The sequence below is a fragment of the Nannocystis pusilla genome (genome assembly GCF_020073745.1).
In the GTDB taxonomy this organism is placed as follows: Bacteria; Myxococcota_A; Polyangia; order Nannocystales; family Nannocystaceae; genus Nannocystis; species Nannocystis radixulma.
The window spans coordinates 15,821-37,922 of the sequence record NZ_JAIRAU010000003.1 but is presented as its reverse complement, the minus strand read 5'-3'; the positions used below and the strand labels follow the sequence as shown (position 1 = coordinate 37,922).

The 22,102-nt window shown below is 73.6% G+C and carries 20 protein-coding genes; 12 read left to right on the top strand and 8 right to left on the bottom strand.

Annotated features, from left to right (window positions below):
* Nucleotides 1-306: 306 nt before the first annotated feature.
* Nucleotides 307-1,464, bottom strand: coding sequence for an MYXO-CTERM sorting domain-containing protein (locus tag K7C98_RS44650; RefSeq protein ID WP_224190918.1), 1,158 nt, complete (start codon nucleotides 1,462-1,464; stop codon nucleotides 307-309).
* Between the two features lie 327 nt (nucleotides 1,465-1,791).
* On the opposite strand from K7C98_RS44650, the gene K7C98_RS07680 reads away from it, so the two are divergent.
* From K7C98_RS07680 to K7C98_RS07665, 4 genes are all read left to right on the top strand, one after another.
* Nucleotides 1,792-3,543 (top strand): thiamine pyrophosphate-dependent enzyme, encoded by a 1,752-nt coding sequence (locus K7C98_RS07680; protein ID WP_224190917.1) that lies wholly within the window; start codon nucleotides 1,792-1,794, stop codon nucleotides 3,541-3,543.
* Nucleotides 3,540-4,244 carry a hypothetical protein gene (locus K7C98_RS07675; protein ID WP_224190916.1) on the top strand — a complete coding sequence of 235 codons (705 nt, stop codon included), beginning with the start codon at nucleotides 3,540-3,542 and terminating at the stop codon, nucleotides 4,242-4,244. The genes K7C98_RS07680 and K7C98_RS07675 overlap by 4 nt, the downstream gene beginning before the upstream one ends.
* Before the next feature lie 155 nt (nucleotides 4,245-4,399).
* A complete protein-coding gene (locus K7C98_RS07670) occupies nucleotides 4,400-5,275 on the top strand; it encodes a hypothetical protein (RefSeq protein ID WP_224190915.1) in 876 nt (291 codons plus the stop codon).
* 172 nt (nucleotides 5,276-5,447) lie between these two features.
* A complete protein-coding gene (locus K7C98_RS07665; RefSeq protein ID WP_224190914.1) occupies nucleotides 5,448-6,074 on the top strand; it encodes an RNA polymerase sigma factor in 627 nt (208 codons plus the stop codon).
* 205 nt (nucleotides 6,075-6,279) lie between these two features.
* Here K7C98_RS07665 and K7C98_RS07660 read toward each other — a convergent pair whose 3' ends face one another.
* From K7C98_RS07660 to K7C98_RS07650, 3 genes are all read right to left on the bottom strand, one after another.
* Nucleotides 6,280-6,609, bottom strand: a complete 330-nt coding sequence (locus K7C98_RS07660) for a thrombospondin type 3 repeat-containing protein (RefSeq protein WP_224190913.1) — start codon at nucleotides 6,607-6,609, stop codon at nucleotides 6,280-6,282.
* A 385-nt stretch (nucleotides 6,610-6,994) separates the two neighbouring features.
* Nucleotides 6,995-7,828, bottom strand: coding sequence for an ankyrin repeat domain-containing protein (locus tag K7C98_RS07655; protein ID WP_224190912.1), 834 nt, complete (start codon nucleotides 7,826-7,828; stop codon nucleotides 6,995-6,997).
* Between the two features lie 455 nt (nucleotides 7,829-8,283).
* Nucleotides 8,284-8,451 (bottom strand): hypothetical protein, encoded by a 168-nt coding sequence (locus K7C98_RS07650; RefSeq protein ID WP_224190911.1) that lies wholly within the window; start codon nucleotides 8,449-8,451, stop codon nucleotides 8,284-8,286.
* A gap of 103 nt (nucleotides 8,452-8,554) precedes the next feature.
* Between K7C98_RS07650 and K7C98_RS07645 the strand changes: the two genes are divergently transcribed.
* Entirely contained in the window at nucleotides 8,555-8,872 is a 318-nt protein-coding gene (locus tag K7C98_RS07645; protein ID WP_224190910.1) for a hypothetical protein, read from the top strand.
* Nucleotides 8,873-8,998: 126 nt separating this feature from the next.
* Here the strand turns inward: K7C98_RS07645 and K7C98_RS07640 are convergent, their stop codons facing one another.
* Nucleotides 8,999-10,492 (bottom strand): M23 family metallopeptidase, encoded by a 1,494-nt coding sequence (locus tag K7C98_RS07640; RefSeq protein WP_224190909.1) that lies wholly within the window; start codon nucleotides 10,490-10,492, stop codon nucleotides 8,999-9,001.
* A gap of 270 nt (nucleotides 10,493-10,762) precedes the next feature.
* Here K7C98_RS07640 and K7C98_RS07635 point away from each other — a divergent pair, with 270 nt between their 5' ends.
* A complete protein-coding gene (locus tag K7C98_RS07635; protein ID WP_224190908.1) occupies nucleotides 10,763-12,229 on the top strand; it encodes a hypothetical protein in 1,467 nt (488 codons plus the stop codon).
* Between the two features lie 192 nt (nucleotides 12,230-12,421).
* Here K7C98_RS07635 and K7C98_RS07630 read toward each other — a convergent pair whose 3' ends face one another.
* Nucleotides 12,422-13,360: an RNA ligase family protein gene (locus K7C98_RS07630; protein ID WP_224190907.1), complete on the bottom strand. Its 939-nt coding sequence runs from the start codon at nucleotides 13,358-13,360 to the stop codon at nucleotides 12,422-12,424.
* A 180-nt stretch (nucleotides 13,361-13,540) separates the two neighbouring features.
* Between K7C98_RS07630 and K7C98_RS07625 the strand changes: the two genes are divergently transcribed.
* The 4 genes from K7C98_RS07625 (at nucleotide 13,541) to K7C98_RS07610 (ending at nucleotide 17,970) form a co-directional block, all read left to right on the top strand.
* Nucleotides 13,541-14,308: an ATP-grasp domain-containing protein gene (locus K7C98_RS07625; RefSeq protein ID WP_224190906.1), complete on the top strand. Its 768-nt coding sequence runs from the start codon at nucleotides 13,541-13,543 to the stop codon at nucleotides 14,306-14,308.
* Nucleotides 14,305-15,456, top strand: a complete 1,152-nt coding sequence (locus tag K7C98_RS07620) for a cytochrome c family protein (protein WP_224190905.1) — start codon at nucleotides 14,305-14,307, stop codon at nucleotides 15,454-15,456. Before K7C98_RS07625 ends, K7C98_RS07620 begins: the two co-directional genes overlap by 4 nt.
* A gap of 216 nt (nucleotides 15,457-15,672) precedes the next feature.
* A complete protein-coding gene (locus K7C98_RS07615; RefSeq protein WP_224190904.1) occupies nucleotides 15,673-16,905 on the top strand; it encodes an SGNH/GDSL hydrolase family protein in 1,233 nt (410 codons plus the stop codon).
* Nucleotides 16,906-17,100: 195 nt separating this feature from the next.
* Nucleotides 17,101-17,970 (top strand): sulfurtransferase, encoded by an 870-nt coding sequence (locus tag K7C98_RS07610; RefSeq protein WP_346660269.1) that lies wholly within the window; start codon nucleotides 17,101-17,103, stop codon nucleotides 17,968-17,970.
* 98 nt (nucleotides 17,971-18,068) lie between these two features.
* Here the strand turns inward: K7C98_RS07610 and K7C98_RS07605 are convergent, their stop codons facing one another.
* Complete coding sequence (locus tag K7C98_RS07605) at nucleotides 18,069-18,632, bottom strand: hypothetical protein (RefSeq protein ID WP_224190902.1); 564 nt, start codon at nucleotides 18,630-18,632, stop codon at nucleotides 18,069-18,071.
* 87 nt (nucleotides 18,633-18,719) lie between these two features.
* Between K7C98_RS07605 and K7C98_RS07600 the strand changes: the two genes are divergently transcribed.
* Nucleotides 18,720-20,159, top strand: a complete 1,440-nt coding sequence (locus K7C98_RS07600; RefSeq protein WP_224190901.1) for a protein adenylyltransferase SelO family protein — start codon at nucleotides 18,720-18,722, stop codon at nucleotides 20,157-20,159.
* 37 nt (nucleotides 20,160-20,196) lie between these two features.
* Here K7C98_RS07600 and K7C98_RS07595 read toward each other — a convergent pair whose 3' ends face one another.
* Complete coding sequence (locus K7C98_RS07595; protein WP_224190900.1) at nucleotides 20,197-20,529, bottom strand: hypothetical protein; 333 nt, start codon at nucleotides 20,527-20,529, stop codon at nucleotides 20,197-20,199.
* A gap of 478 nt (nucleotides 20,530-21,007) precedes the next feature.
* Here K7C98_RS07595 and K7C98_RS07590 point away from each other — a divergent pair, with 478 nt between their 5' ends.
* Nucleotides 21,008-22,075: a hypothetical protein gene (locus tag K7C98_RS07590; RefSeq protein ID WP_224190899.1), complete on the top strand. Its 1,068-nt coding sequence runs from the start codon at nucleotides 21,008-21,010 to the stop codon at nucleotides 22,073-22,075.
* Nucleotides 22,076-22,102: the final 27 nt, after the last annotated feature.

Sequence of the window (22,102 nt, the reverse complement as noted above, 5' to 3'; positions counted from 1 at the left end):
GGGGTCTTCGACATCGCCCGCGACGATACCCGAAAAAAAATTTCGACCCCCGCCTTCGCCGCGAACGCGCCGTCCCCAGCACCTGCGCCAAGCCCGCACTGGACCGGACCGGCAGCCCCGATCGCCGGCGCGGTCGATGCGCACCAGTCACCGTCACAGACCCGGGCGACCCGGTCACCCGACAGGTCCGTAAGGCCATGTCCTTTCATCCATGCTAATGAGGACATGCTTTAAAAAGCATGTCCTTTCCACCATCCATGCATCGAGGCGCGGAGCGCTCGGCCGAACCCGAGCGCTCCGCGTCGCTCACCTGCGCCGGCGCGCTGTCCCGATCCCGAGCGCGAGCAGCAGCAGGTGGCCCACGCTGCCGCGGCCGTCACCGTCGCTGCTGCAGGCGCAGCCCTTGCCCGGATCGTCCTCGCCGCCGGTGGCGCTGTCGGTGTCCTCGCCGGTCTCGCTGTCGTTCGGCTCGCCGCCCGTCGTCGGCTCGCCGCCCGTCGTCGGCGCCTCGCCGCTCTCGTCGCCGGCCGTCTCCTCGGTCGCCGGCGCGCAGGCGCTGCCCGGGACCGCGTCGGCCTCGGTCCACACCGGCTCGGGCGGCGGCGTCTCGAGCGGCTCCTCGTCCGCGCGGAAGAAGCACGGCGGGCACAGCTCGAACGGCGCCGCCTTGTTGCCGGCCGTGTCGATCGCCGTCACCTCGAGGCACACCTCGCTCATCACGTCCGCGCCGCCCAGCGTGTTCCCGCCGAGCTGCACGGTGATCGTCGTCGCCTCGCCCGACGCCAGCTCCGTGCGGTGGATCGCGCCGGCGCCCTCGCTCTCCGCCCAGTTCACCAGGAACAGCGTCGCCGCCTCCCCGTCGGCCGGCGCCGCCTGCTGTAAATGCACGTACATCGAGCGATGTACCTGCCAATCCCCACAGTCCGACGAGAAGTCGAGATCCGCGTGGTCGTAGACGGCGAAGAACGACGCCTCGGCGATCGGCACCGGCGCGGCGACATCGTCCGCGCTCGCGGTGTACGTCAGCGACAGCTCGCAGTTGGCCTCCCAGTCGCAGATCTTGCCGCTGATCGCGACCGCCTGGCCCTCCTGCGGCGCCGGCTCGACGCGGACCGCCAGGTCCGCCAACCCCTCGGCGAAATCGGCCGCCACCAGCGTCGCCGGCTCGCCGTCGACCGTCACCGTCAATTGCTCGAGCGACAGCTCGAAGCCCCAGAACAGCAGCGCCCCGTTGCCCGGATAGCTCCCGCCGCCGATCGGCAGCTGCTGGATCAGCTCCGGCGCCGAAGCCCCACACGCGTCCGCGAGGCGAGGGACGGAGACGACCAGAGCGCACGTGCCCACCAGCGCGGCGCCCTCGAGGACACGAAGAAGACGATTAATTCTCGGCATGCCGTAGTTCTTTTTCACGTTCCGTGCCAACGAGTGTTCGCCTGCGTTCCCGCCGACCTCGTCGATCTCCACGGCACGCGGCATGGCACCCGTGTCCGACCCCGACGCCCGCGCCAGCCCGCCGTGCGCCCCGGTCCCCTTCGTCGCCAACGCCGGTGAGCGAGCCCGCCGAGACGGCGCGATGCGCCGCCTGCCACCCCGCGCTCTGCCGGCCCGGCGCGCGTTCTCGTGCATTCGCCGATTCCAGCCCCCTCGCCCTCGTACACCGCCCTGCGACGCCATCGGTCGATTTTTTCGCGGCCCCGCAATCCATTCGCGCCGCGGCGGGAACTACCGGCCTGCACCGCGACGCGGTCACGCACGAGGAGTTGTGAATTGGACACACGGGTCGTGAGACAGGTGGAAGACGGGGACGGGGACGTCGTGGGCTGGGGCGAGCGACGGGCCGCGTGGGCGGCAGCGGACGCGCCCAGCGTCGCCCGCTCGATCTTCCTCGCGCTGCACGCAGCCGGCGTGCGCGAGGCATTCGGCGTCATCGGCGGCGGCATCGCCCCGCTCGCGGCCGGCCTCGCCAACACCCCGATCCGCTTCTATCACTTCCGCCACGAGGCCGGCGCCGGCTTCTCCGCGATCGAGAGCTGGTTCGCCACCGGTCGCCCTGCCGTCGTCGCCGTCACCACCGGGCCCGGCCTGTTCAACGTCCTCAACGCCGCCATGGCCGCGCGCGTCGACGGGGCCAAGCTGCTCGTCGTCTCCGGCTTCACCTCGCGGTCGCAGCAGGGCCGCGGCGCCGTGCAGGAGACCAGCGCGGCCAGCATGCCCGCCGACGTCACCCGCGCGGGCAGCATCTTCCACGACGTCTTCGTCCCCGAGAGCGAGGACGAGCTCGCCGGCGCCCTCGGCCGGATCGTCCGCGGCCTCACGGCGCCCGGCGGTTACGTCGCCCACCTCGGCCTGCCGCTGTCGCTGCAGGGCAAGCTGCTGCCCACGCCGCGGCCGCTCGGCGCCGCCTGGCGCTTCGACCCGCCCGCGCCCACGCGCGGAGCCGTCGACGCCTGCCTCGACGCCCTCCGCGATCCCGGCGCCGCGATCTGGGTCGGCCACGGCGCGCTCGCGGCCCGCGACGATCTGCTGCGCTTCGCCGAGGCCGCGCACCTGCCCGTCATCACCTCGCCGCGGGCCAAGGGGCTGTTCCCCGAGTCGCACCCGCTGTTCATCGGCGTCAGCGGGGCCGGCGGCGGCGCCGAGGTGCAGCAGTGGTTCCGCGCCCGTCGTCCGCGGCACGTCCTCGTCGTCGGCACCCGGCTCGGCGAGGTCACCTCCTTCCTCGCCCCCGGCCTCGCGCCGAGCGAGCGCTGGACCCACGTCGACATCGACCCTGCGGCCTTCGGCGCCGCCTACCCCGAGGTCCCCGGTCGCGGCATCGTCGCCGACGCCGCGCAGTTCTTCGCCGCCCTGCACGCGCGCGCCGGCGAGACCGGCTGGTACGCCCGGCGCGAGCCGATCGCCCTGCCCGAGCGCCACGCCGAGCCCCCCTTGCCGCCCCGGTCCCGCGGCGACGTGCGCCCCTCGTACTTGTTGCAGGCGATCCAGGCCCGGATCGTCGACGCCACCGACGCCCTCGTCATGAGCGAGGCCGGCAACGCCTTCACGTGGTGCAACGCCCGCCTGCGCTTCGATCGGCCCGGCCGCTACCGCACCAGCGCCGCCTGGGGTTCGATGGGTCACTTCACCACCGGCTGCGTCGGCGCGGCTCTGGCCGGCGACCGGCGCGTCGTCGCCGTCGTCGGCGACGGCGCCATGCTCATGAACAACGAGATCAACACCGCCGCGCAGTACGGCGCCCGCGTCCTGTGGATCGTCCTCAACGACGCCCAGCTCGGCCTCAACCACCACGGCATGCTCGCGCTCGGCATGCGCCCGCTCGAGACCCAGATGCCGCGCACCGACTTCGTCGCCTTCGCCCGCAGCCAGGGCGTCGACGGCCTCGCCGTCCTCGCCGAGCCCGAGCTCGACGCCGCCCTCGACCGCGCGCTCGCCCACGACGGCCCCTTCGTGCTCGACGTCCGCATCGATCCCACCGTCCCCTCGCCGATCCTCGCCGCCCGGACCCGCAGCCTCGAGAGCCAGACCAGCAAGGGGGCCGCGTGACGATCGTCGACGGCATCCTCGATCGCGTCGAGACCCCCGCGACCCTGACCGCGCACGTCGTCGATCCCGGCCCCGACCCGCGCGTCCACGGCTACGCCGTCCAGGCCGACCTCGCGCGCCACGTCGGCGTCGCCGACCTCGCCTGGCTCGCGCTCACCGGCGAGCTGCCCGGCGAGCACGAGCGCGAGGCTCTCGGCCGCGCCCTGTGGTGGCTCGCCCCGCTGCACGTCGGCGAGGCCCCCGTGCACGCCGGCGTGCTCGCGCGGATCTCCGGCGCCCCCGACGAGGTCGTCCCGGCCGTCGTCACCGTCGCGCTCGGGCAGCACATCGCCGCCGAGCTGCGCGCGCTCGCCCCGATGTTCGCCTGGCTCTCGGGACAGGTCGACGAGCCGCCCGCCGTCGCCGTCCTCGGGCCCGACGCCGCGCCCGCCGAGCGCGACGCCTGGGCCGAACTCGTCGCCGACAGCGCGCGGTGGTTCGGCCGCGAGCGCGCCTTCCCTGCGGCCCCGGCCCTGACCCGGGTCGCCGCCGCCTACGCCATCCTCATGCGCCTCGGCGTCGGCGACCCCGCCCGCCTGCACGCCTTCGCCACCTGGGCCCGCCTCCCGCTCGCCCTCGCCGAGGCCGCCTGCGCCGCCCCTGGCGCCGTCCTGGGCTACCCCCTCGATCTCCCGGCCTACCGTTATGACGAGGACGAGTGACGATCCTCGCCCCCCGCGCAAATCATCACACTGCGACAATATAAACACTTCGCCCAGGTCCGCTGCGACCGCTCATATTCACACGACCACCTTCCTCACGCGCTCCGAGAGCAACGCGCCCATCATTCCCGTTCCACGCACCTCCTTCCATCCCCATGACCGTACCGATCCACACCCGCGTCGGCACCATCGTCGACGGCGACAACCGCTTCTTCGGCCGCAGCGTGTTCGCCCACTGGGCGCACGAGGTCACGGCCGCCAGCGACCCCCTGCTGCTCGCGCTCGGCCTGCCCGCGATCACCGACCAGGGCCGCGACGTCCTGCGCCTGCTCGTGCTCGGCAGCATCTCGCCCGACGCGCGCGTCTGGCCGCTCAAGCTCACCCGCCTGCTCGCCAGCCACGGCGACCCGCTCGTCGGCTACTTCGGCGCCCAGCTCGTCAGCGCCGGCAAGATCATGGGCCCCGGCTCGCTCGTCGGCGCCGCCGAGGCGCTCGCGTGGATCGCCGGCGAGGTCGGCGACGACGGCGACGACGCCGCAGTCGCCCGGGCCGTGCAGCTCTGGCGGGAGCGCGCCCACAACCGGATCGGCGGCTTCGGCGTGCCCTTCCGCGCCGTCGACGAGCGGCGGGCCGGCGTCCTGCGGCTCGTCGGCGACGGCCCGCTCTCGCGCGGTCGGTACTGGCGGCTGCACCTGCGGGTGGTCGCCGCCCTGCACCCGTTGCCGCCCAACATCGGCATCACCCTCGCCGCCCTCATGCTCGATCTCGGCATCGCCCCCGAGCACGCCGGCATCGCCCTCGCCGTGTGCATGAGCGGCAACTTCCTCGCCCACGCCGTCGAGGCCGCGGCGATCGACGGCGCCCGCGCGCACGACCTCCCGCGCGCCGCCATCCGCCACGTCGGCGCCGCCCCGCGGGACACCCGGACGCGCACCCCCATCGTCCCGCCGCCGGCCCTGCGCCGCCACCAGCCCGCCGGCGACGAGCCGCCGCGCGGCGACTCCTATCAATCCAATGCCCGGACCCCCTGATGCCATTCGCGCCACCGCGCCGCCGCGATCGTGAACCGGGCCGGCCCCGATCGCCGCCGTCCTCGGCGCTCGCGGCCGTCCGCGCGGGCTCGCGCGAGCCCGCGGGCGGGTCCGATTGCGCCACCGCGGCGCGCATTGCCGGGTCCCGGGCGAGCTGGTACGGTGCGCCGCGATGCCGTCCGACGCCGAGCTCGTCGATGCCTGGCGCGCCGGCGATTCGGACGCCGGCGCCGAGCTGTTCGAGCGCCACTACGACGCCGTCGCCCGCTTCTTCCACAACAAGGTCGGCGCCCCGGCCGGCAACGACCTGATCCAGCGGACCTTCCTCGCCTGCCTCGAGGGCTTCGCCCGCTACCGCGGCGAGGCCAGCTTCCGCACCTATCTGTTCTCGATCGCCTACAACCTGCTGTGCAAGCACTTCGAGGCCCAGCGGCGCAGCCGGATCGACCTCATGACGACCTCGATCCACGACCTGCGGAGCACCCCGAGCGAGGTGCTCGCCGCCCGCAGCGAGCAGCGCCTCGTGCTCGCGGCCCTGCGCCGGCTCCCGATCGAGTACCAGGCCCTGATCGAGCTGCACTACTGGGAGCAGATGACCGCCGCCGAGGCCGCGCTCGCGCTCGCGATCCCGCTCGGCACCGCCAAGACCCGCCTGCGCCGCGCCCGGCAATTGCTCGAGGAGCAGCTCGCCGCCCTCGCGGACAGCCCCGCCCTGCTCACCAGCACGCAGACCGACCTCGAAAGTTGGGCCCGCGAGCTCCGCGACCGGCTCCTCCCGCAAGCGCGACAGCAGCCGTGATCGCGCCGGCCGCTCCGAGAACCTCGTTGGCGCCGACCCGGGCGGCCTGATCGGCGAGACCGACCACGACATCTTCGACCCCGAGGCCGGCCAGCAGAACCTCGAGAACGACCGCGCACGACCACAGCGACCCGCAAACCGCGGCCTTCGATCGTCGCGCGGCTCGGGCCGCTCGTCGCAGCCCTCGAACGACCTGTCTCTCGGGTCAGTTGGCCGTCACCGGGCAGCCGTCGCCGTCGGCTCGACCGTCGCGCGGCTCGGGCACGTCGGGGCACTTGTCGTAGCGGTCGGAGATCCCGTCGCCGTCGCGGTCGACCACCGGGCAGCCGTCGCGCGGCCCCCCGGCCTGATCCGGGCACGCATCGGCGGCGTCCGGCACGCGATCGCCGTCGCGGTCGGTCGGCGTCGTGATCGGATTGGGGCGCACCACCGGCCCGCTGGTCGCGTTCAGCGGCACCTGCGTGGGCTGCGGCGGCGCCGAGTTTGCGCATCCGAGGAGCAGGGCGAACGACACGAGACCGGCGGTGCGAGCCATGGCGAGCACGAGCCTACCACTCCCCCCGGCCGGCGCGCACCCGCGCGCTTGCGCCCGACCGACTCGTGGCAGACGGCCCTGTCACGTGTCCCGCCCGCCACCGCGGGCCATCGCGCCGCCCCCGTCCCGCCGGACCTCGGGACACCCCGGCCCGACCTGAGCCGGACACCGGCTTCGTCCTCCCCGCGGCCGCTCCCTTCGGCACCGGCGCATGCAACGCGACCTCGCCCCCGCTCCGCCGACTTGCCGCCCCCGACCGCCGCGCCGCCGCCCCGGGCCGCCGCGACCCGCCGCCGAAGCATGTCTGAAAGACCATGCCCTCGACGACATATCATCAACACCATGTCCTTTATCACATGCCCTCGAAGACATGCTCAAAAAGCCATCACGACGCCAGCCGCTGCAGCCGCCGCGCCAGCGCCGGGTGTCCGCCGTGTTCGGCCCAGTCGGCCGCCGTGCCGCGCCAGCGGGCGTCTCGCACCTGCGGATCGGCGCCGTGGGCCAGCAGCCGCTCGACGATCCCGACGTGGCCGCGCCAGGCCGCCTCGTGCAACGGCGTGCGCGCGCTCTGTCCGCCCGGGCGCACCGGCCGGTCGCCCTCTGCCCCGCAGCCCAGGAGCAGCGCCACCGCGGCGTGCTGCTCGCGGATGCACGCGTACGCCAGCGCCTCTGCCAGCACCTCGCGGTCGAGCTCGGGGCTGAGCAGGTGCGTGAGCGTATCGATGCGTCCGAGCGCCGCCGCGTGGCGGACGTCGATCTTCGCCCCGCGCAGCACCAGCTCCTCCGCGGTCGCCGGCGCCAGGTTCAGGAGCGGTCGCGACAGCAGGTCGGGGTCGGCGAGGTCGAGCCGGGCCCCGCCGGCGATCAGGCGATCGATGAGCCCCGGCGCCGCGCCCGACTCCGACGCCCGACGGCTCGTGAGCACCAGATCGAGGGTCGCCTGGGCCGCCCAGGCCGCGCTCCCGCGGTCGATCAGCAGCCGCGCGACGTCGACGATCTCGTCCGGCAGCGGCCCGCGATCGGGGTTGCCGGCCACGTGGTGGAGCAGCGTCGCCCCCGCGAAATAGCCGCTCTCGTACCATTGCCCGACGCGGCAGCGCACCGCAACCAGGCCCGGATCGGCGTCGAGCAGCGCCGTGAGGCGCTCGATCGCGCCGGCGTCGATCGTCGCCACCGCCTCGCGGAATCGATCGAGCTCGCTGCTGTTCGCGAATTGCATCCGCCGGGTCCTCCGTCCGGCGAGTGCGCGCCGGCGCTCCTCGGTCTATAGAATCGATCGGTGAAAGTTCAAGCGCCCGATCCGGCCGTCTCGCCGCGTAACGACGTTCGCCGCGAACGTCGCGGGCCGTGCGACCCATGGAACGACGCTTGCGAGCCCGCGCCGCGCCGCCGCATCGGCCCCTTCGCGGCCTGCACGCCTCACCGCGAGATCGCCTCGCAGGCGTCGCCGCAGGGCCTGCCGCGGCACGGACACCTGACATCGGGTCTCCTGGCCCCAGTCCGCCGTCACTCGCGTCCCCTCGCCGGCGCGGCGCACGAGCATGTCCATGCATGGCGTTCAGGACATGTCTTATTGGCCCGATCCACCGATATCGGCTCACGCCGACGAAAACCAGTCTCCCCATTCACGCGGCGCCGGCCACTCGCTCACGCCCCCGCCCGGCCTCGCCGCCGTTACGCGTACGAGCCGGTCACCTGCGTCTGCGCGAACACGGCGCCCTGCGGCTCCACGACCATCGCGCTCGGCCCCATCGGCGTCTCGAACGGCCCGTGGATCAGCCGGCCGCCGAGCGACGGCAGCTTCGCCAGCGCAACCGCGCGCGGATCTGCGCCCAGGGCCACAGGCCGACCGCCGCCATCCCAGGACGCTCTCCTCGCCCGTGGCGCGTCCTCGCGCATCGCCGAGGCCCGGACCTGCCCGCGACGCGAGCAGTATCCTGCCCGCATGCATCGTACACACGGCCTGCGGTCGCTCTGCGTCGCCGCCCTGCTGGCGGTCGCGTGTCGCCCGGGTTCGCCGATCGGAGCGCCCGCCCCGTCCGGCGCCCGCGCCTCCGACTGCGATGATTCGCGCCCCTGCCCGCCGCAGCCCGACTCATCCGCCAAGCGCGACTGCGGTGATTCACGCCCCTGCCCGCCGCCCGCGACCGACCGCCATGATTCACCGAATTGCGCGCAGCCGGCCGGCGCCGACAAGTCGACCGCCGACCTCGATCAGGACGGCGTCCCCGACGACGCGATCGCTGCCCCACCGATTTCATGAAGCCCGGACCGCTGTGCGACGAGGACCGCGCGCGCGCCCAGGGCTGCCCCTGCGACTGCTGGGCCTCGGGCGTGCCCGCGCAATGACGACGCGCAGGCGGCAGCGCCCGCGCGTCGCCGCCTGCGCTCAGAGGCCCCAGTCGCCCGTGCTCGGCGGATTCGCGTTCGCCTTCCACAGCTTCGGGCTCATCGCCCCGTCCCGGGTCGCCCAGCCGCGCGGGTCGGCGTGGGCGGGCGCCTGCCAGCCGAACGGGTCGACCGCGTAGCGGTGGAAGTCGTGCGAGCCGCCGGTGCAATTGGTGCACGTGTCGCCGTTGACCGCGAACCACCGGTCCTTCTGCGCCGGGGTGCCCACATTCGTCTCGCGGATCACCGTCAGGTGCAGGTGCGGTCCGGTGGTCCAGCCGCCGTTGCCCACGTCGCCGACGATCGTGTTCTTCGTGACGTTGGTGCCGACCGCCGGCGTGACCGTGCGCTTGACGTGGAAGTAGCCGGCCACGAAGCTCTCGTTGTAGGTCGCGGGCGCGGCCACCACCTTGTGGCGCACGTACACCTCGCCCTGCAGGAACCCGTCCCAGCCCGCGTTGCGGTACGAGATGTAGTCGCCGTTCGCGATCGCCGCCTGGCACGACGGCGACAGGTCGCTCCAGCTCGAGCACGCCGCCGGCCAGCCCGCCGGGAAGTCGCGGTTGATGCAGCCGGAGTTCTTCACCTTCGCCGCCTCCGCCGTCGCGCAGGCCACCGCCGACGTGTGGTAATCGCGGCTGACGATCACCTTGCCGTCGGTGAGCGCGTAGAGGTCGGTGTTCTCGGCCGCGCCCCAGTCCCAGCCGTCGTGGTCCGCCAGGAAGTCGGTCCTCGCGTGCCCCTTGAAGTTGACCTGCGTCGCCATCGCGTTCAGGTACGGCGCGACCGCCCCGAACCACCCGGTGTTGAGCGTCGGCGCCCCCTCGCGGGCGAAGTCGACGCCGGTGCCGATCGACGAGAACGACGCCGGCGCGCGCTCGAAGATCGGCAGCTCCAGCGACGACACCGTCATCACGCAATTGGGCTCCTGCGCCGCCACCGACGCGTTGAACGCCGCCGTCAGCGGCCCGCCGCCGGACCCGCGATAGACCGCGGGGCCCCACGTCTGGCCGTCGCACCACACCACCGCCTGGTTGCCGCCCGCGGCGGAGAACAGGCCCGCCTTGCGGATCGTGCCCGGGCCGAACTCGCCGATCAGATACGCGCACGGGTCGCCGCCGTTCGTGTCCCACGCGTACGCCCAGCCGCCGCCGCTCCACGTCATGCTGCAGTAATGGCCGTACCCGGCCGGCTCCGCGATCTCGCCGGCCGCCAGGACCGGCGTCGGGCGGATCGTCAGATCGGCTGTCTCCGGGGACAGGTGCCGCGACATCTCGCCCGGCGCGAACACCCGGACGTCAGGCGCGTCCTCGGCGCCGGCGAAGCCCGCGAACGCGCCGTCGGCCTCGGCGCCGACGATCCGGTCGAACTCCGCCACCTCCGTGATCGCCGGCGACGCCCCCGGCGCCGCTTCCCCGTCCGGACCCGGCCCCTCGTCGCAGGCCCCGAGGGTCGTACAGAGGGCGATGAATAGGACGTGCTTGCTGTAGTTCACGGTTCGTTCCTGCTTTCTCGGCAACATGCGTTCGCAGGAGTGGTGACCGCCGGGCCGCGAACAATTGCGCCGCCGCGGCCGCGCCCCGACGCGACCGCGGGTGCGGTGACGCCCGCCCGTCGCCGCAATTGATCGCCGCCCGGCGGACACCGGCCAGCGATTGCCCTGTGCACATTCGCCGCCTCGCGCGACTGCGCGCGGAATCGACCCTTCACGGCCGCGAATCGCCCGCGTCAGCTCGCCGCCGTTCGATGGTATCGTCCGTCCGACGTGGACAAGCGCTACGTGTACAACAAGCAGGCAGGGGCGCTGCAGGAGGTCGCGGCGCCGCCGGCGAACACGCGGACGCGGGTCATGCCGATGCGCATGAGCAGCGCCGCGCAGTCGATCGCGCCGGCGCAGACGGCCGACGCGGACGACCACGTCGCGCCGCAGGAGCAGCGCGCCGACGACGTCCGGCTGATCCGCGCCCCGCGGCCCGGCGACGACGGCCGAGACCCCACTCGCTCGACCAGGAGACCCGGCATGTTCTCATACACGATCGAGGACGGCGAGCACGTCCTGATGATCCACAAGGACGGCACCATGGAGGAGCTCGTGGGGCCGAAGCGGGTCTCCACGTTCGGGCGCACCTTCCGGCGCATGGAGCACTACGTCGCCCACCCCGGCGAGTTCTTGGTCGTGCGCTACCGCGACGGCCGCCAGGAGCACCTCGTCGGCCCCGCGCACCTGTGGCTCGACCCGCGCAAGCACCTCTCGGCCACCCGCGAGGAAGGCCTGCAGCTCGCCGCCAAGGAGGCCGTCGTCATCTACGAGCGGGCCGCCAGCGGCGAGGTCACCCGGCGCGTGCTGCAGGGTCCGGCGGTGTTCGTGGCCCAGCCGGGCGAGTGGCTGCACACCTTCTCGTGGCACGGCTCGACCGGCGCCGGCTACCGCAAGGTCCCGAACGCCCTCGTGTTCCAGAAACTGTGGCTGATGCCGGACCAGATGTACCACGACGTCGAGGACGTCCGGACCGCCGACGACGCCGTCATCACCGTGCGCCTCATGATCTTCTTCGAGCTCGTCGACATCGAGCTCATGCTGGCGACCACGCACGACCCGATCGGCGACTTCGTCAACGCCGCCACCAGCGACGTCGTCGACTTCCTCGGCCGCCACGACCTCGCCTCGTTCAAGCTCCACACCGACCAGCTCGGCGACCTCGCCACCTACCGCCAGCTGACCAGCCGCGCCGAGCAGTGCGGCTACCGGATCGGCAAGGTCGTCTACCGCGGCTTCGACGCCCCGCCGTCGCTGCAGCAGATGCTCGACCAGGCCATCGAATCGCGCACGCGCCTGCAGCTCGAGCGCGCCACCCAGCAGCAGGCGCAGGAGCTCGAGGACTTCAAGCTCGAGCGCCAGCTGGCCCGCGGCGAGCGCCAGCGGGCCGACGGCGCGTCCGAGCAGGCCCACGCGCTGGCCCTGCAGAAGGCCCGCAGCGCCGCCGAGCTCGAGGCCGACAGCGCCCGCGGCGAGTTCCAGCGCACCCAGCGGCGCCTCGACCAGGAGCGCGCCCTCGCCGACGAGCGCGCCCGCCACGACGAGGAGAGCCGCCACCTCGCCGCCCTGCACCAGCTCGGCGTCGACCTGACCGCCCTGCTCACCCAGCACCGCGCCGACCAGATCATCGAGCTGCGCGGCGACGGCGACGGCGCCCACGTGCACGTCGACGCCCCCCGCCGCCCCGCTCGCTGACCCCCGGTTCATGCCCTCACGGACATGTTCAATAAAACATTTTCTTTGCGACATGTTCTATCAAACATGTCCTTGAGGTGAGCCCTAGTTTCGCGCCCCGCGCGTGCGCACGATCGACAGACCCGAGCGCGGCGCGCTCGCAGGCGTCCCGTCGGACCGCGCGCCCCGGCGCCGCCGGCTCCTGCAGCGCCCTCACAGCAGCGCCGCCGCGGCCGCGCGCACCGCCGCGCGCACGGCAGCCTCGTCCGCCTCGCTTGCCGCCTGCAGGGCCGCGGGGAACGCGGCGGCGAGGTCGATGAGCACGTCGAGCTCGACCTCGTCGAGCACGACCTCGCGGTCGTGCCGGCCCCACTTCGACACCGCGCTGGCGATCCGCGCCGGGTTCGTCAGCCGCTCGGCCCACGCGACCAGGGCCGCGCGATCGGGCCGCTGGTGCCGGTCCCACGCCTCGCTGTCCTGGAACCGCTGCTCGTCGAACTCGGCGATCTTGCGCTTGTACGTCGGCCGCGCCCCCGGTCGCGCCCGCGCGTCCGGCCGCACCACCAGGCCCTCGGCGAAGTTGTCGGCCAGCGCAGGCAGCCCGAGCTGCGCCGGCACCCGCGTCACCGCCCGCGTCGGCGCCGCCTCGACGTGCGGGCGCGGCCCCGTGCGCACCACCGGCGGCACCAGCATCCCTGTCTCTCGGGCCAGCTCGGCGAGCTCGCGGAACGCCAGCAGCTCGCCGTCGTCGGCGTCGTCGCCCGCCACCACCGCGTCGAAGGCCGCCCAGCGCAGGTCCGGCGCGTACCAGATGCCCGTCTGCACCGGCTGCAGCCCCGGCACCGGGGCCACCTCGGGGTGCGGATAGCCGCCGCCGAACAGCTCGCCGTAGAACACCACCACCGCCGCCCCCAGCCGCCTCGCGGCCGCGCGCGCGACCTCGGCGAGCCCCGCCCGCACCAGCTGCCAGCCGAAGAACGGCTCGTCGTCGGCCAGCCACGCCTTGCGCTTGCCGAAGCGGACCTGCTCGCCGGCCACGGCGATCAGCATCTGCGCCCCGTGGATCTTCTCGAGCGCGACCCAGGGTCCGCCGGGCACGACCCCGAGCGGCTCGCCGGGCCCGGCGATCTTGCCGTAGTAGCGATGACGCACCCCGCCAGCGTACCCGAGAGTCCGGCGAGACGACAGCGCAGGCCCGGGCGGGCCTACCCCCCGGACCATCGGAACCTGTCCTCGCGAACATGCTCTCTCGGACACCGCGCGCCCGCGCGCCCGGCAGCGCCCGCGCGCCCGCTGCCCGCCCGCGGGACTTGTGGCACTGTCGGCGCCGCCATGCTCGCCAAGGTCTTCGTCCAGCGCGACCCCGCCACCGGCGAGTTCATCAACAAGAACGTCTACAACGCCTGGTACGGCTTCACGAGGTTGGGCGTGTGGGCCGAGTCGTTCGTGTGGTCCGACCTCGCCGAGGGCAAGCTCGCGCTCGAGCGCGACGCCGCGGTCATCGGCGGGATCGGCACCGTCCGCGCCGCGCTCGCGCAGCTCGGCGCGCCGGAGCCCGCCAACATCGACTACCCCGAGCCGCTGGCGCCGTTTCTGCGCCGTCGCGTGTGCAGGTCCACCATCCGCGAGGCCCACGCCCTGTGCCGCGACGACCGCTTCGACCCGCCCGTCTTCATCAAACCCGTCACCGGGCACAAGGAGTTCACGGGCCACGTCCTCGCCGTCTACCGCGACCTGCTGCGCACGGCCGGCTGGGCCCACGAGGAGCCCGACACGGCGGTGTGGCTGTCCGAGGTCGTCGAGTTCGTCGCCGAGTGGCGCTACTTCGTGCACGCGCGCGAGGTCGTCGGCGTCGGCCACTACCACGGCGATCCGCTGCGGACCCCCGACCCCACCGTCGTCCGCGCCGCCGCGGCCGCCTGGACCGCCGCCCCCGTCGCCTACACCCTCGACTTCGGCGTGCTCGCCGACGGCAGCACCGCCCTGGTCGAGGTCAACGACGGCTTCTCGTTCGGCTGCTACGGCCTCAACCCCTACGTCCACGCGCGCATGCTCGCCGCCCGCTGGCTCGAGATGTCATGCTCGCAGGGCGCTCCATGACCCCGCGGCGCTCGCTCGCCTTCCTCGCCGTCTCGCTGCTCGTGCTCGCGGGCGCGGCCGCGTATCGGCGGACCCGCGCCGCCCCGATCGGCCCGGACGGCGCGCCGGTGGTCGTCCCGGGCAGCGCCGGCGACCATGTCCGAATGCACATGGTCCTTGCGCCACATGACCCCACCATGCCGGGTCCCGCCCCGCAGGCCGCCGAGGGTCGGCTGCAGCTCGACAACGACGCCTGCGAGGCCTGCCACGAGCTCCAGGCGACCCAGTGGCGCGGCTCGCAGCACCAGACCGCCTACACCGACCGCGAATTCCAGCGCGCCCTGGCCCACGAACCGGTCCCGTTCTGCCGCGGCTGCCACGCGCCCGAGGCCGACCCGAGGCGGCCCGCGACCGGCTGGGCCGCGGACATCGGGGTCGGGTGCGTCAGCTGCCACGTCGTCGGCGACGCCGTGCTGGCCGCCGACGGGCCCGAAGTCGCCGCCCCCCATCCGCTGCGCCGCGACCCGCGCTTCGCCACCGCTGCCGCCTGCGCCAACTGCCACCAATTCGCCTTCCCCGACAGCCGCCGACGCGCCCGCCCCGAGGCGATGCAGCGCACGATCGCCGAGCACGCCGCCTCGCCGCTGGCCGCCACCGGATGCGGCGACTGTCACATGCGCGACCGCCACGGCGCCCGCAGTCACGCCTTCGTCGGCTCGCGCGACGACGACTACTTCCGCGACGCGCTCACCATCTCGGCCGCGCGGGTGGCCCCCGACACCGTCGAGATCGAGGTCGCGGCCCGGCCCGACGTCGTCGGCCACGCCGTCCCCACCGGCGACCTGTTCCGCCGCCTCGCCGTCGCCGTGCGCCCGCTCGGACGCGGCCCCGCGCGCCCGTGGACCACGCAGTACCTCGCGCGCCACTACGCCCTCGAGCGCGCTCCCGATCACGGCGGCCCGCTCCGCGTCGAGCGCTCCGACGATCGCCCGCACCCCGGCGAGCCGCCGCGCGTGCTGCGATTCCGCCTCGATCCCGCCGACACCACCCGCCCCGTCGCCTGGGAGGTCCGCTTCGAGCGCGTCGAATCGATCCTCGAGGAGCGCGAGGACCGGGCCGTCGTCGTCGGCGCGATGTCCCTCGCCGCCGGCGAGCTGCCGCCGACGTGACGCGCGGCGGTGGGCGCGAACTCGTTCGCCCGACCGATGAGCCTGCCCGCCCGGATCGCCCCTCCTCCGCTGCGCTCGCTCCTCTTTTGAAAAAAAACACCGCACCCGCGGCTCGCCGTGTCGATCCGGCCCACCGTCGTTCGACGAGGAGGTGAAACCAGGGCACGTCCCCGACGAGGAGCACAGACAATGGCGAAATTCACGACGCATGGAACCATGGGACCCAAGTTCGCGACGATCGGGGCGCTCGCTCTGACGCTCGCCGCTGCCGGCTGCGACGGTGCTGACGAGGGCGAGGGGCCGGACGCGCGCTGGGTCGCCGCCTGGGCGACGAGCATGATGGATCCCGCGGAGGAGATCGGCGAGCTGAAGTCGCGCAGCTTCAGCGACGAGACGCTGCGCCAGACGGTCACGGTCACCGCCTCCGGCGATCGGGTCCGGCTCCGGATCTCGAACATCTTCGGCAGCCGGCCGCTCGAGCTCGCGGAGGTCCGGGTGGCGAAGGAGCTCGAGCCTCACGTCACGGCGCCGGACAGCGAGCGCCAGGTCCGGTTCGCCGGCAAGACCGGCGCGACGATCGCGGCGAGCACCGATGCGCTGAGCGACGGCGTGGACCTCGAGGTGCGCCCGGGCGACCGCCTGATCGTCAGCATCTACGCCGCCGAGCCGTCGGAGCTCGCGACCTGGCACCCGTTTTCGCTCACGACGCACGCCGTCGCCCAGGGCGACCAGGCGGCGCGCGAGAGCCTGACCGGGTCGAGCTCGCTCGCGTCCGCCTTCTGGCTCGCCGGCGTCGACGTCGAATCGACGGTGACCGACAGGGTCGTCGTCACCTTCGGCGACTCGATCACGGACGGGTCCGGCTCCACCGTCGACGCGCGCAAGAGCTACCCCGATCGGCTGTTCGCGCGCTTGCAGGAGGACCCGGAGCTTCGCTCGGTCGCGCTCGTCAACCACGGCCTCGGCGGCAACCGCCTGCTGCGGGACTCTCTCGGTCCGAGCGGCCTGTCGCGCTTCGAGCGCGACGTCCTCGGTACCCCGGGAGTGACCCACGCCATTGTCCTGATCGGCATCAACGACATCGGCATGCCGGGATTCGTCGGCCCTTCCGAGCAAGTGACCGCGGACGAGCTCATCAACGGGCTCGAGTCGCTCGCCGGCGAGGCGAGGGAACAAGGGGTCAAGACCTTCGTCGGCACGATCATGCCGTTCGAGGCCGCGTTTCCGCCTTACTACACGATCGAAGGGGAAGAGATTCGCCAGGCCGTCAACGCCTGGATCCGCGACAACGACGCCTACGACGGGGTGATCGATTTCGAGGCCGCCGTGCGCGACCCGGAGCACCCCACGAGGATCCTCGCCGCGTTCGACAGCGGCGATCACCTGCATCCCAACGACGCCGGCTACCAGGCGATGGCCGACGCCGTGCCCCTGTCGATCTTCGAGTAGTACCGATCCCACAGCGCCATGTCCAAGGTCTCGCTCGCCACGACGCTCCTCTCCGCCCTGACCCTCACGGCTGCAGCGACGACCCCCCGGCGACCGACGGCACCGGGCTCACGACTGCGGACACGACCATGGACCGCCAGGTCGCGGCAGCGGGTAGCTCGAGGTCCTCGCGTCTGCGACAATCACATGCTCGCCATGCCGCACACGCATCACACCACGCTCATCTCCGCGGACGAGCTCGCCGAACTCCTGGCCGCCGCGCCCGCCGGCGTCGCGCGGTTCGACTGCCGCTTCGATCTCGCCGATACCGGCGCGGGTGAAGCCGCGTATGCGGCCGGACACATCCCGGGCGCGCAGTATCTCCATCTCGACCGCGACCTGTCGGGCCGCAAGACCGGCGCCAACGGTCGCCATCCGCTCCCGTCGCGCGACGCGCTCGTCGCCACGCTCGCCGATCGCGGGCTCAGGCAGGGTCAGCAGGTCGTCGCCTACGACGCGCAGGGCGGCGCGTACGCTGCCCGACTGTGGTGGCTGCTGCGCTGGCTCGGGCACGATGCGGTCGCCGTGCTCGACGGCGGGCTGCAGGCCTGGCAAGCCGCCGGCCAGCCGCTGACGAGGGAGATGCCGCAGCCGGCGCGCGGCGATTTCCGTGCATCCGCGCCGCTCGAATCGACGGTCGACGCGGACGCTGTGCTCGCGAACCTGACCTCGCGCACGCGGACCGTCATCGACGCGCGCGCGCCCGACCGCTATCGCGGCGAGAACGAGACGATCGATCCCGTCGGCGGCCACATCCCCGGCGCGCTCAACCGCTTCTTCAAGGACAACCTGACCGCCGACGGTCGCTTCAAGACCGGCCGCGAGCTGCGCGAGCAGTTTGCCGAGCTGCTGGCCGGCGCCGAGCCGAATCGCGTCATTCTCCAGTGCGGCTCCGGTGTCACCGCCTGCCACAACGCGCTCGCGCTGGAGATCGCGGGCCTGCACGGCGCATCGCTCTATCCCGGCTCGTGGAGCGAATGGAGCGCCGATCCGGCGCGCCCGGTCGCAACCGGCCCGAACCCTTGAGGGGGCCGCACCGACCATGTCTCTGACAACATGTCCATAACGACATTTTTTAAAAGACATGTCTCCAAGAACATGTCCCACACCGGCGTGCGCGGCGATCAGCGCACGCGATAGCCGCCGTGCTCGGCCGCGATCTCGTTGTAGCGAGCGAACCCGAGGATCCAGCGCCGGCCGTCGTCCTGCTTCACGCCCGCGTCGGGGAAGTAATCGCGGGCGATCAGCTCCGCGTGCTGGCGCAGCTTGCGAGCCAGCACCGTGCACTCCTCCGGCGTCACCAGCCAGCCGTCGTTCGTCTGGAACTTGTACGCGCCCACGCGGCCGTCGACCAGCGACGACCCCGACACCGAATCCTCGTGCGCCTGCACGTACGCCCGCGCGGCGCTCAGCTCGGCTTCGGTCGGCGGCGCCGCCGACGCGGGAGCCTCGCCGCGGATCGCCTCGATGACATCGAACAGGCGCTCCTCGTCGATCCCCTTCAGCTCGGGCTCGGGGATCGGCGGCGACGGCCCATGGTGGATCGCGTCGGCCCACTCGAGCGCTCCGACCGTCATGTTCATGCCCCACACGTTGAAGCGGTAGTAGCCCGCGATCCCGCTCGAGTTCGGCAGCTCGGCCTCGTCGGCCGCGGCGGGGGTGCGCACCATGTGCAGGTCGAAGCCCATCGTCCACACCTACCACGGATCGCGCGCCGTCGTCGCCTCACGCGCCGCGTGCGGCCCCATCCGCGGCGCGCGTGCCAAGCTCTCGCCGTGCCGCCGTCTGCCCGCTATCGGCCCGATCCCCGCCACCTCGCCCTCGGCGACGGCTTCGCCGACGTCGTCGCCCCGGCGCGATTTCCGGTGCACCTCCTGCGTCACCGCGACGATCGCTGGGCCGCGCGGATCGGCCTCGACACCCTGACCGCGAGCGAGTGGGAGGCGCACTTCGCCCGCTTCGAGCCGCTGCCGGGCAACCTGCCCGAGCCGCTGGCGCTGCGCTACCACGGGCATCAGTTCGGCAGTTACAACCCCGCCCTCGGCGACGGCCGCGGGTTCCTGTTCGCCCAGCTACGCGACGCCGGCGACGATCGCCTGCTCGACCTCGGCACCAAGGGCAGCGGCGCCACCCCGTACGCGCGCGGCGGCGACGGCCGCCTCACCCTCAAGGGCGGCGTGCGCGAGATCCTGGCCGCCGAGCTGCTCGCCGCCCGCGGCGTCGACACCTGCAAGATCGTCAGCGTGTTCGAGACCGGCGAGCGGCTGTGGCGCGGCGACGAGCCGTCGCCGACGCGCTCGTGCGTGCTCGTGCGCCTCAGCCACTCCAACCTGCGGATCGGCACCTTCCAGCGGCACGCCTACCACCGCGACCTCGCCCGCCTCGGCGCCCTGGTCGACTACGCCGTGCAGCACCACTTCCCCGCCGCGCGCCGCTTCGACCTCGCGGCCACCACCGCCGCGCTCGTGCGCGCCGTCGTCGAGCGCGTCGCCGCCACCGCGGCCGCCTGGACCGTCGCCGGCTTCGTCCACGGCGTGCTCAACACCGACAACATCAACATCACCGGCGAGAGCTTCGACTACGGCCCCTGGCGCTTCCTGCCCGTCTACGACCTCGGCTTCACCGCCGCCTACTTCGACGAGACCGGCTTCTACGCCTTCGGTCGCCAGCCCAACGCCGTCCTGTGGGACCTCGGGCGCCTCGCCGAGGCCCTCCTGCCGCTCGCCGGACGAGATGTCCTCGAGGACAGCCTCGCCGCCTTCGAGCCGGCGTTCCTGGCCGCGGTCCGGCGCGCCTTCCTCGACCGCCTCGGCCTCGAGAGCCGCGGCGACGCCGCCGACGACGCCGTCATGGACGCCTGCTACGCCTTCCTCGCCGACAGCCGGCTCGACCTCGACCGCTTCTACTTCGACTGGTACGGCGGCGAGGCCAGCGCCGCGCGGGCCCTCGCCGGACCTGCCGCGGCCCGCTACGAGGCCCCCGAGTTCCTGCCCGTGCGCCGCGCCTGGGCCGAGCACGCCCCCGCCGCGCCGGCCCGCCTGGCCCACCGGTACTACGCCGGCGACGCCCCCTGCTCGCTGCTCATCGACGAGGTCGAGGCGCTGTGGGCCCCGATCGCCGAGCGCGACGACTGGGCCCCGCTCGCGGCCAAGCTCGCCGCCATCCGCGAGGTCGCCGCGCTCCACGGCCGGGATGTCCTGCGGGACATGCCCTGACCGACATGCCCATTGGCACATTCCCCCCGGGACATGCTCACTTCATCATGTCCCGATGGTCCGTGCAGCTCGCCGGACGGTGGCCGGGCGGCTCGGCGCTCGCCAGCGTGTCGTCGGTGCAGCCGTCGAGCGAGCCGTCGGCGTCCGCGTGGGCCGCGATCCTCGACTCGACCGTGTCCTTCCATTCCCCCGCACCGACCGCGAGCGCCAGGTCCTCGCCCTCGTCCTCTTCGTCCACGCGCAGCTCGGCCTGCTCGTCCGCCCCGATCTCCGTCAATTCCCAGTCCTCGGGCTCGGCGCAAGCGGACGCCCACAGGCACCAGGCCATCCCGGCGACCAGCCACCGACCACCACGATTCCCTTCGCTCACGATCCCTCGCATCGATCCCTCCTGCTCGCGCGCTCCGGCGCTCGCCTGCCGCGATTCGCCGTACCGCAGGTCGGCGCGCCGGGGCGTCGCAACGGCTCGCGGCTCGGCGAGCGCCGCTCCGTCGTCGCTCGCACCGTAACACCGGCGCCTACTCTGTCGCGGATCACGCAACGAGGCCGCCCGCCGCGCAAGCCGGCGTCCGAAGGGCGCTCAGCCATCTTGAACGAGCCGAGCGGGTTGCCGTAAAACATGTCCCTTCGACCATGTCTCGCTACCCTTCGGGCCCCCGGCCTCCCGGCCCCGTCCTCCGCGCCCGCACACCTGTCTCTTCCGTCATGTCCTCGGATCGCCGGCCTCGCAACACCTGTCTCTTCAGCCAGGCGCGCGCCGGCGACCAGCCGTCACGTCGAGCCGCCCGCGCGGCCCTGCCCGCCACTGGCCCGCGCGGGCGGCGACGCGTACACTCCGCCCCCGTTCGATGCCGGTCGCCGCCGCCGCCCTGTTCGCCGCGCTCGCGCGCGCGGCCGATCCCGCCGACACGGTGGTCGTCACCTGGCGGGTGCCGCAGGGCTGTCCCGACGTCGAGGTCCTGCACGCGGGGATTCGGCGCTCGCTCGGGGGCCTCGCGGTCGAGCGGCGTGAGCCGGTGCGGGTCGGCGTGCTGGTCGTCCGCGAGGCCGCGCAGCGGTTCCGGCTCGAGCTCCGCCTCGACGCCGGCGACGGCCCGGCCGAACGCGTGCTCACCACCGACAGCTGCGCCGCCGCGATCGACACCGCCGCGTGGCTGATCGCCATCGCCATCGACGTCCGCGCCGTCGACCCGGCCGCGCTGCCCCCCGAGGCCCCGCTGGCCGGCGACGAGAGCGAGCCGACCGTGCCCGCGCCGCCCGCGGCCGATCCCGTCCCGCCGCCGCGCCAGTCCCCAAGCCCTGACCCCACCTCGCCGCCGCGCCCGTCGCCGCCCGAGTCCGCCTCGCCGCCCGCTCCTGCCCCTCGCGCCGATCCGCCCGCGCGCGACCGCCCCCCGCCGTCGGACAGGCTCCACCTCGATCTCTGGGCCGGCGGCGGCCTCGGCCTCGGCCTCCTCCCGCGCCTCACCCCGACCGCCGCGCTCGGCCTCACCCTCGCCGGCCCGCGCTGGCAAGCCGAGCTCAGCGGCCACTACTGGGCCCTCCAGCGCGACCAGTTCAGCGGCGGCCACGGCGGCAAGTTCGTCCACGGCCACGTCGCCGCCCGCGGCTGCGGCGCGTGGGAGCGCGGCCGCGTGCGCCTGCCGCTGTGCGGGGGCCTTGCCGCGGGCGGCATCACCGGCGAGGGCACCGGCGCGCTCACGCCGCAGGTCGCCCGCTCGCTGTGGCTCGGCCTGCTCGCCGGCGTCGGCCTGCGGGTCGCCCTGCACCCGCGCGTCGGCCTGCTCGCGCGCGCCGAGGCGGTGCTCAGCCTGCGCCGCCCGGGCTTCCTCCTCGATCCGCGCCCCGACGTGGTGTTCCGCCCCGGGCGGTTCGGCTTCTCCGCGTTCCTCGCGCTCACGATCCGGCTGCGCTGACATGTCCGGATCGGCCCGGTGGTGGAC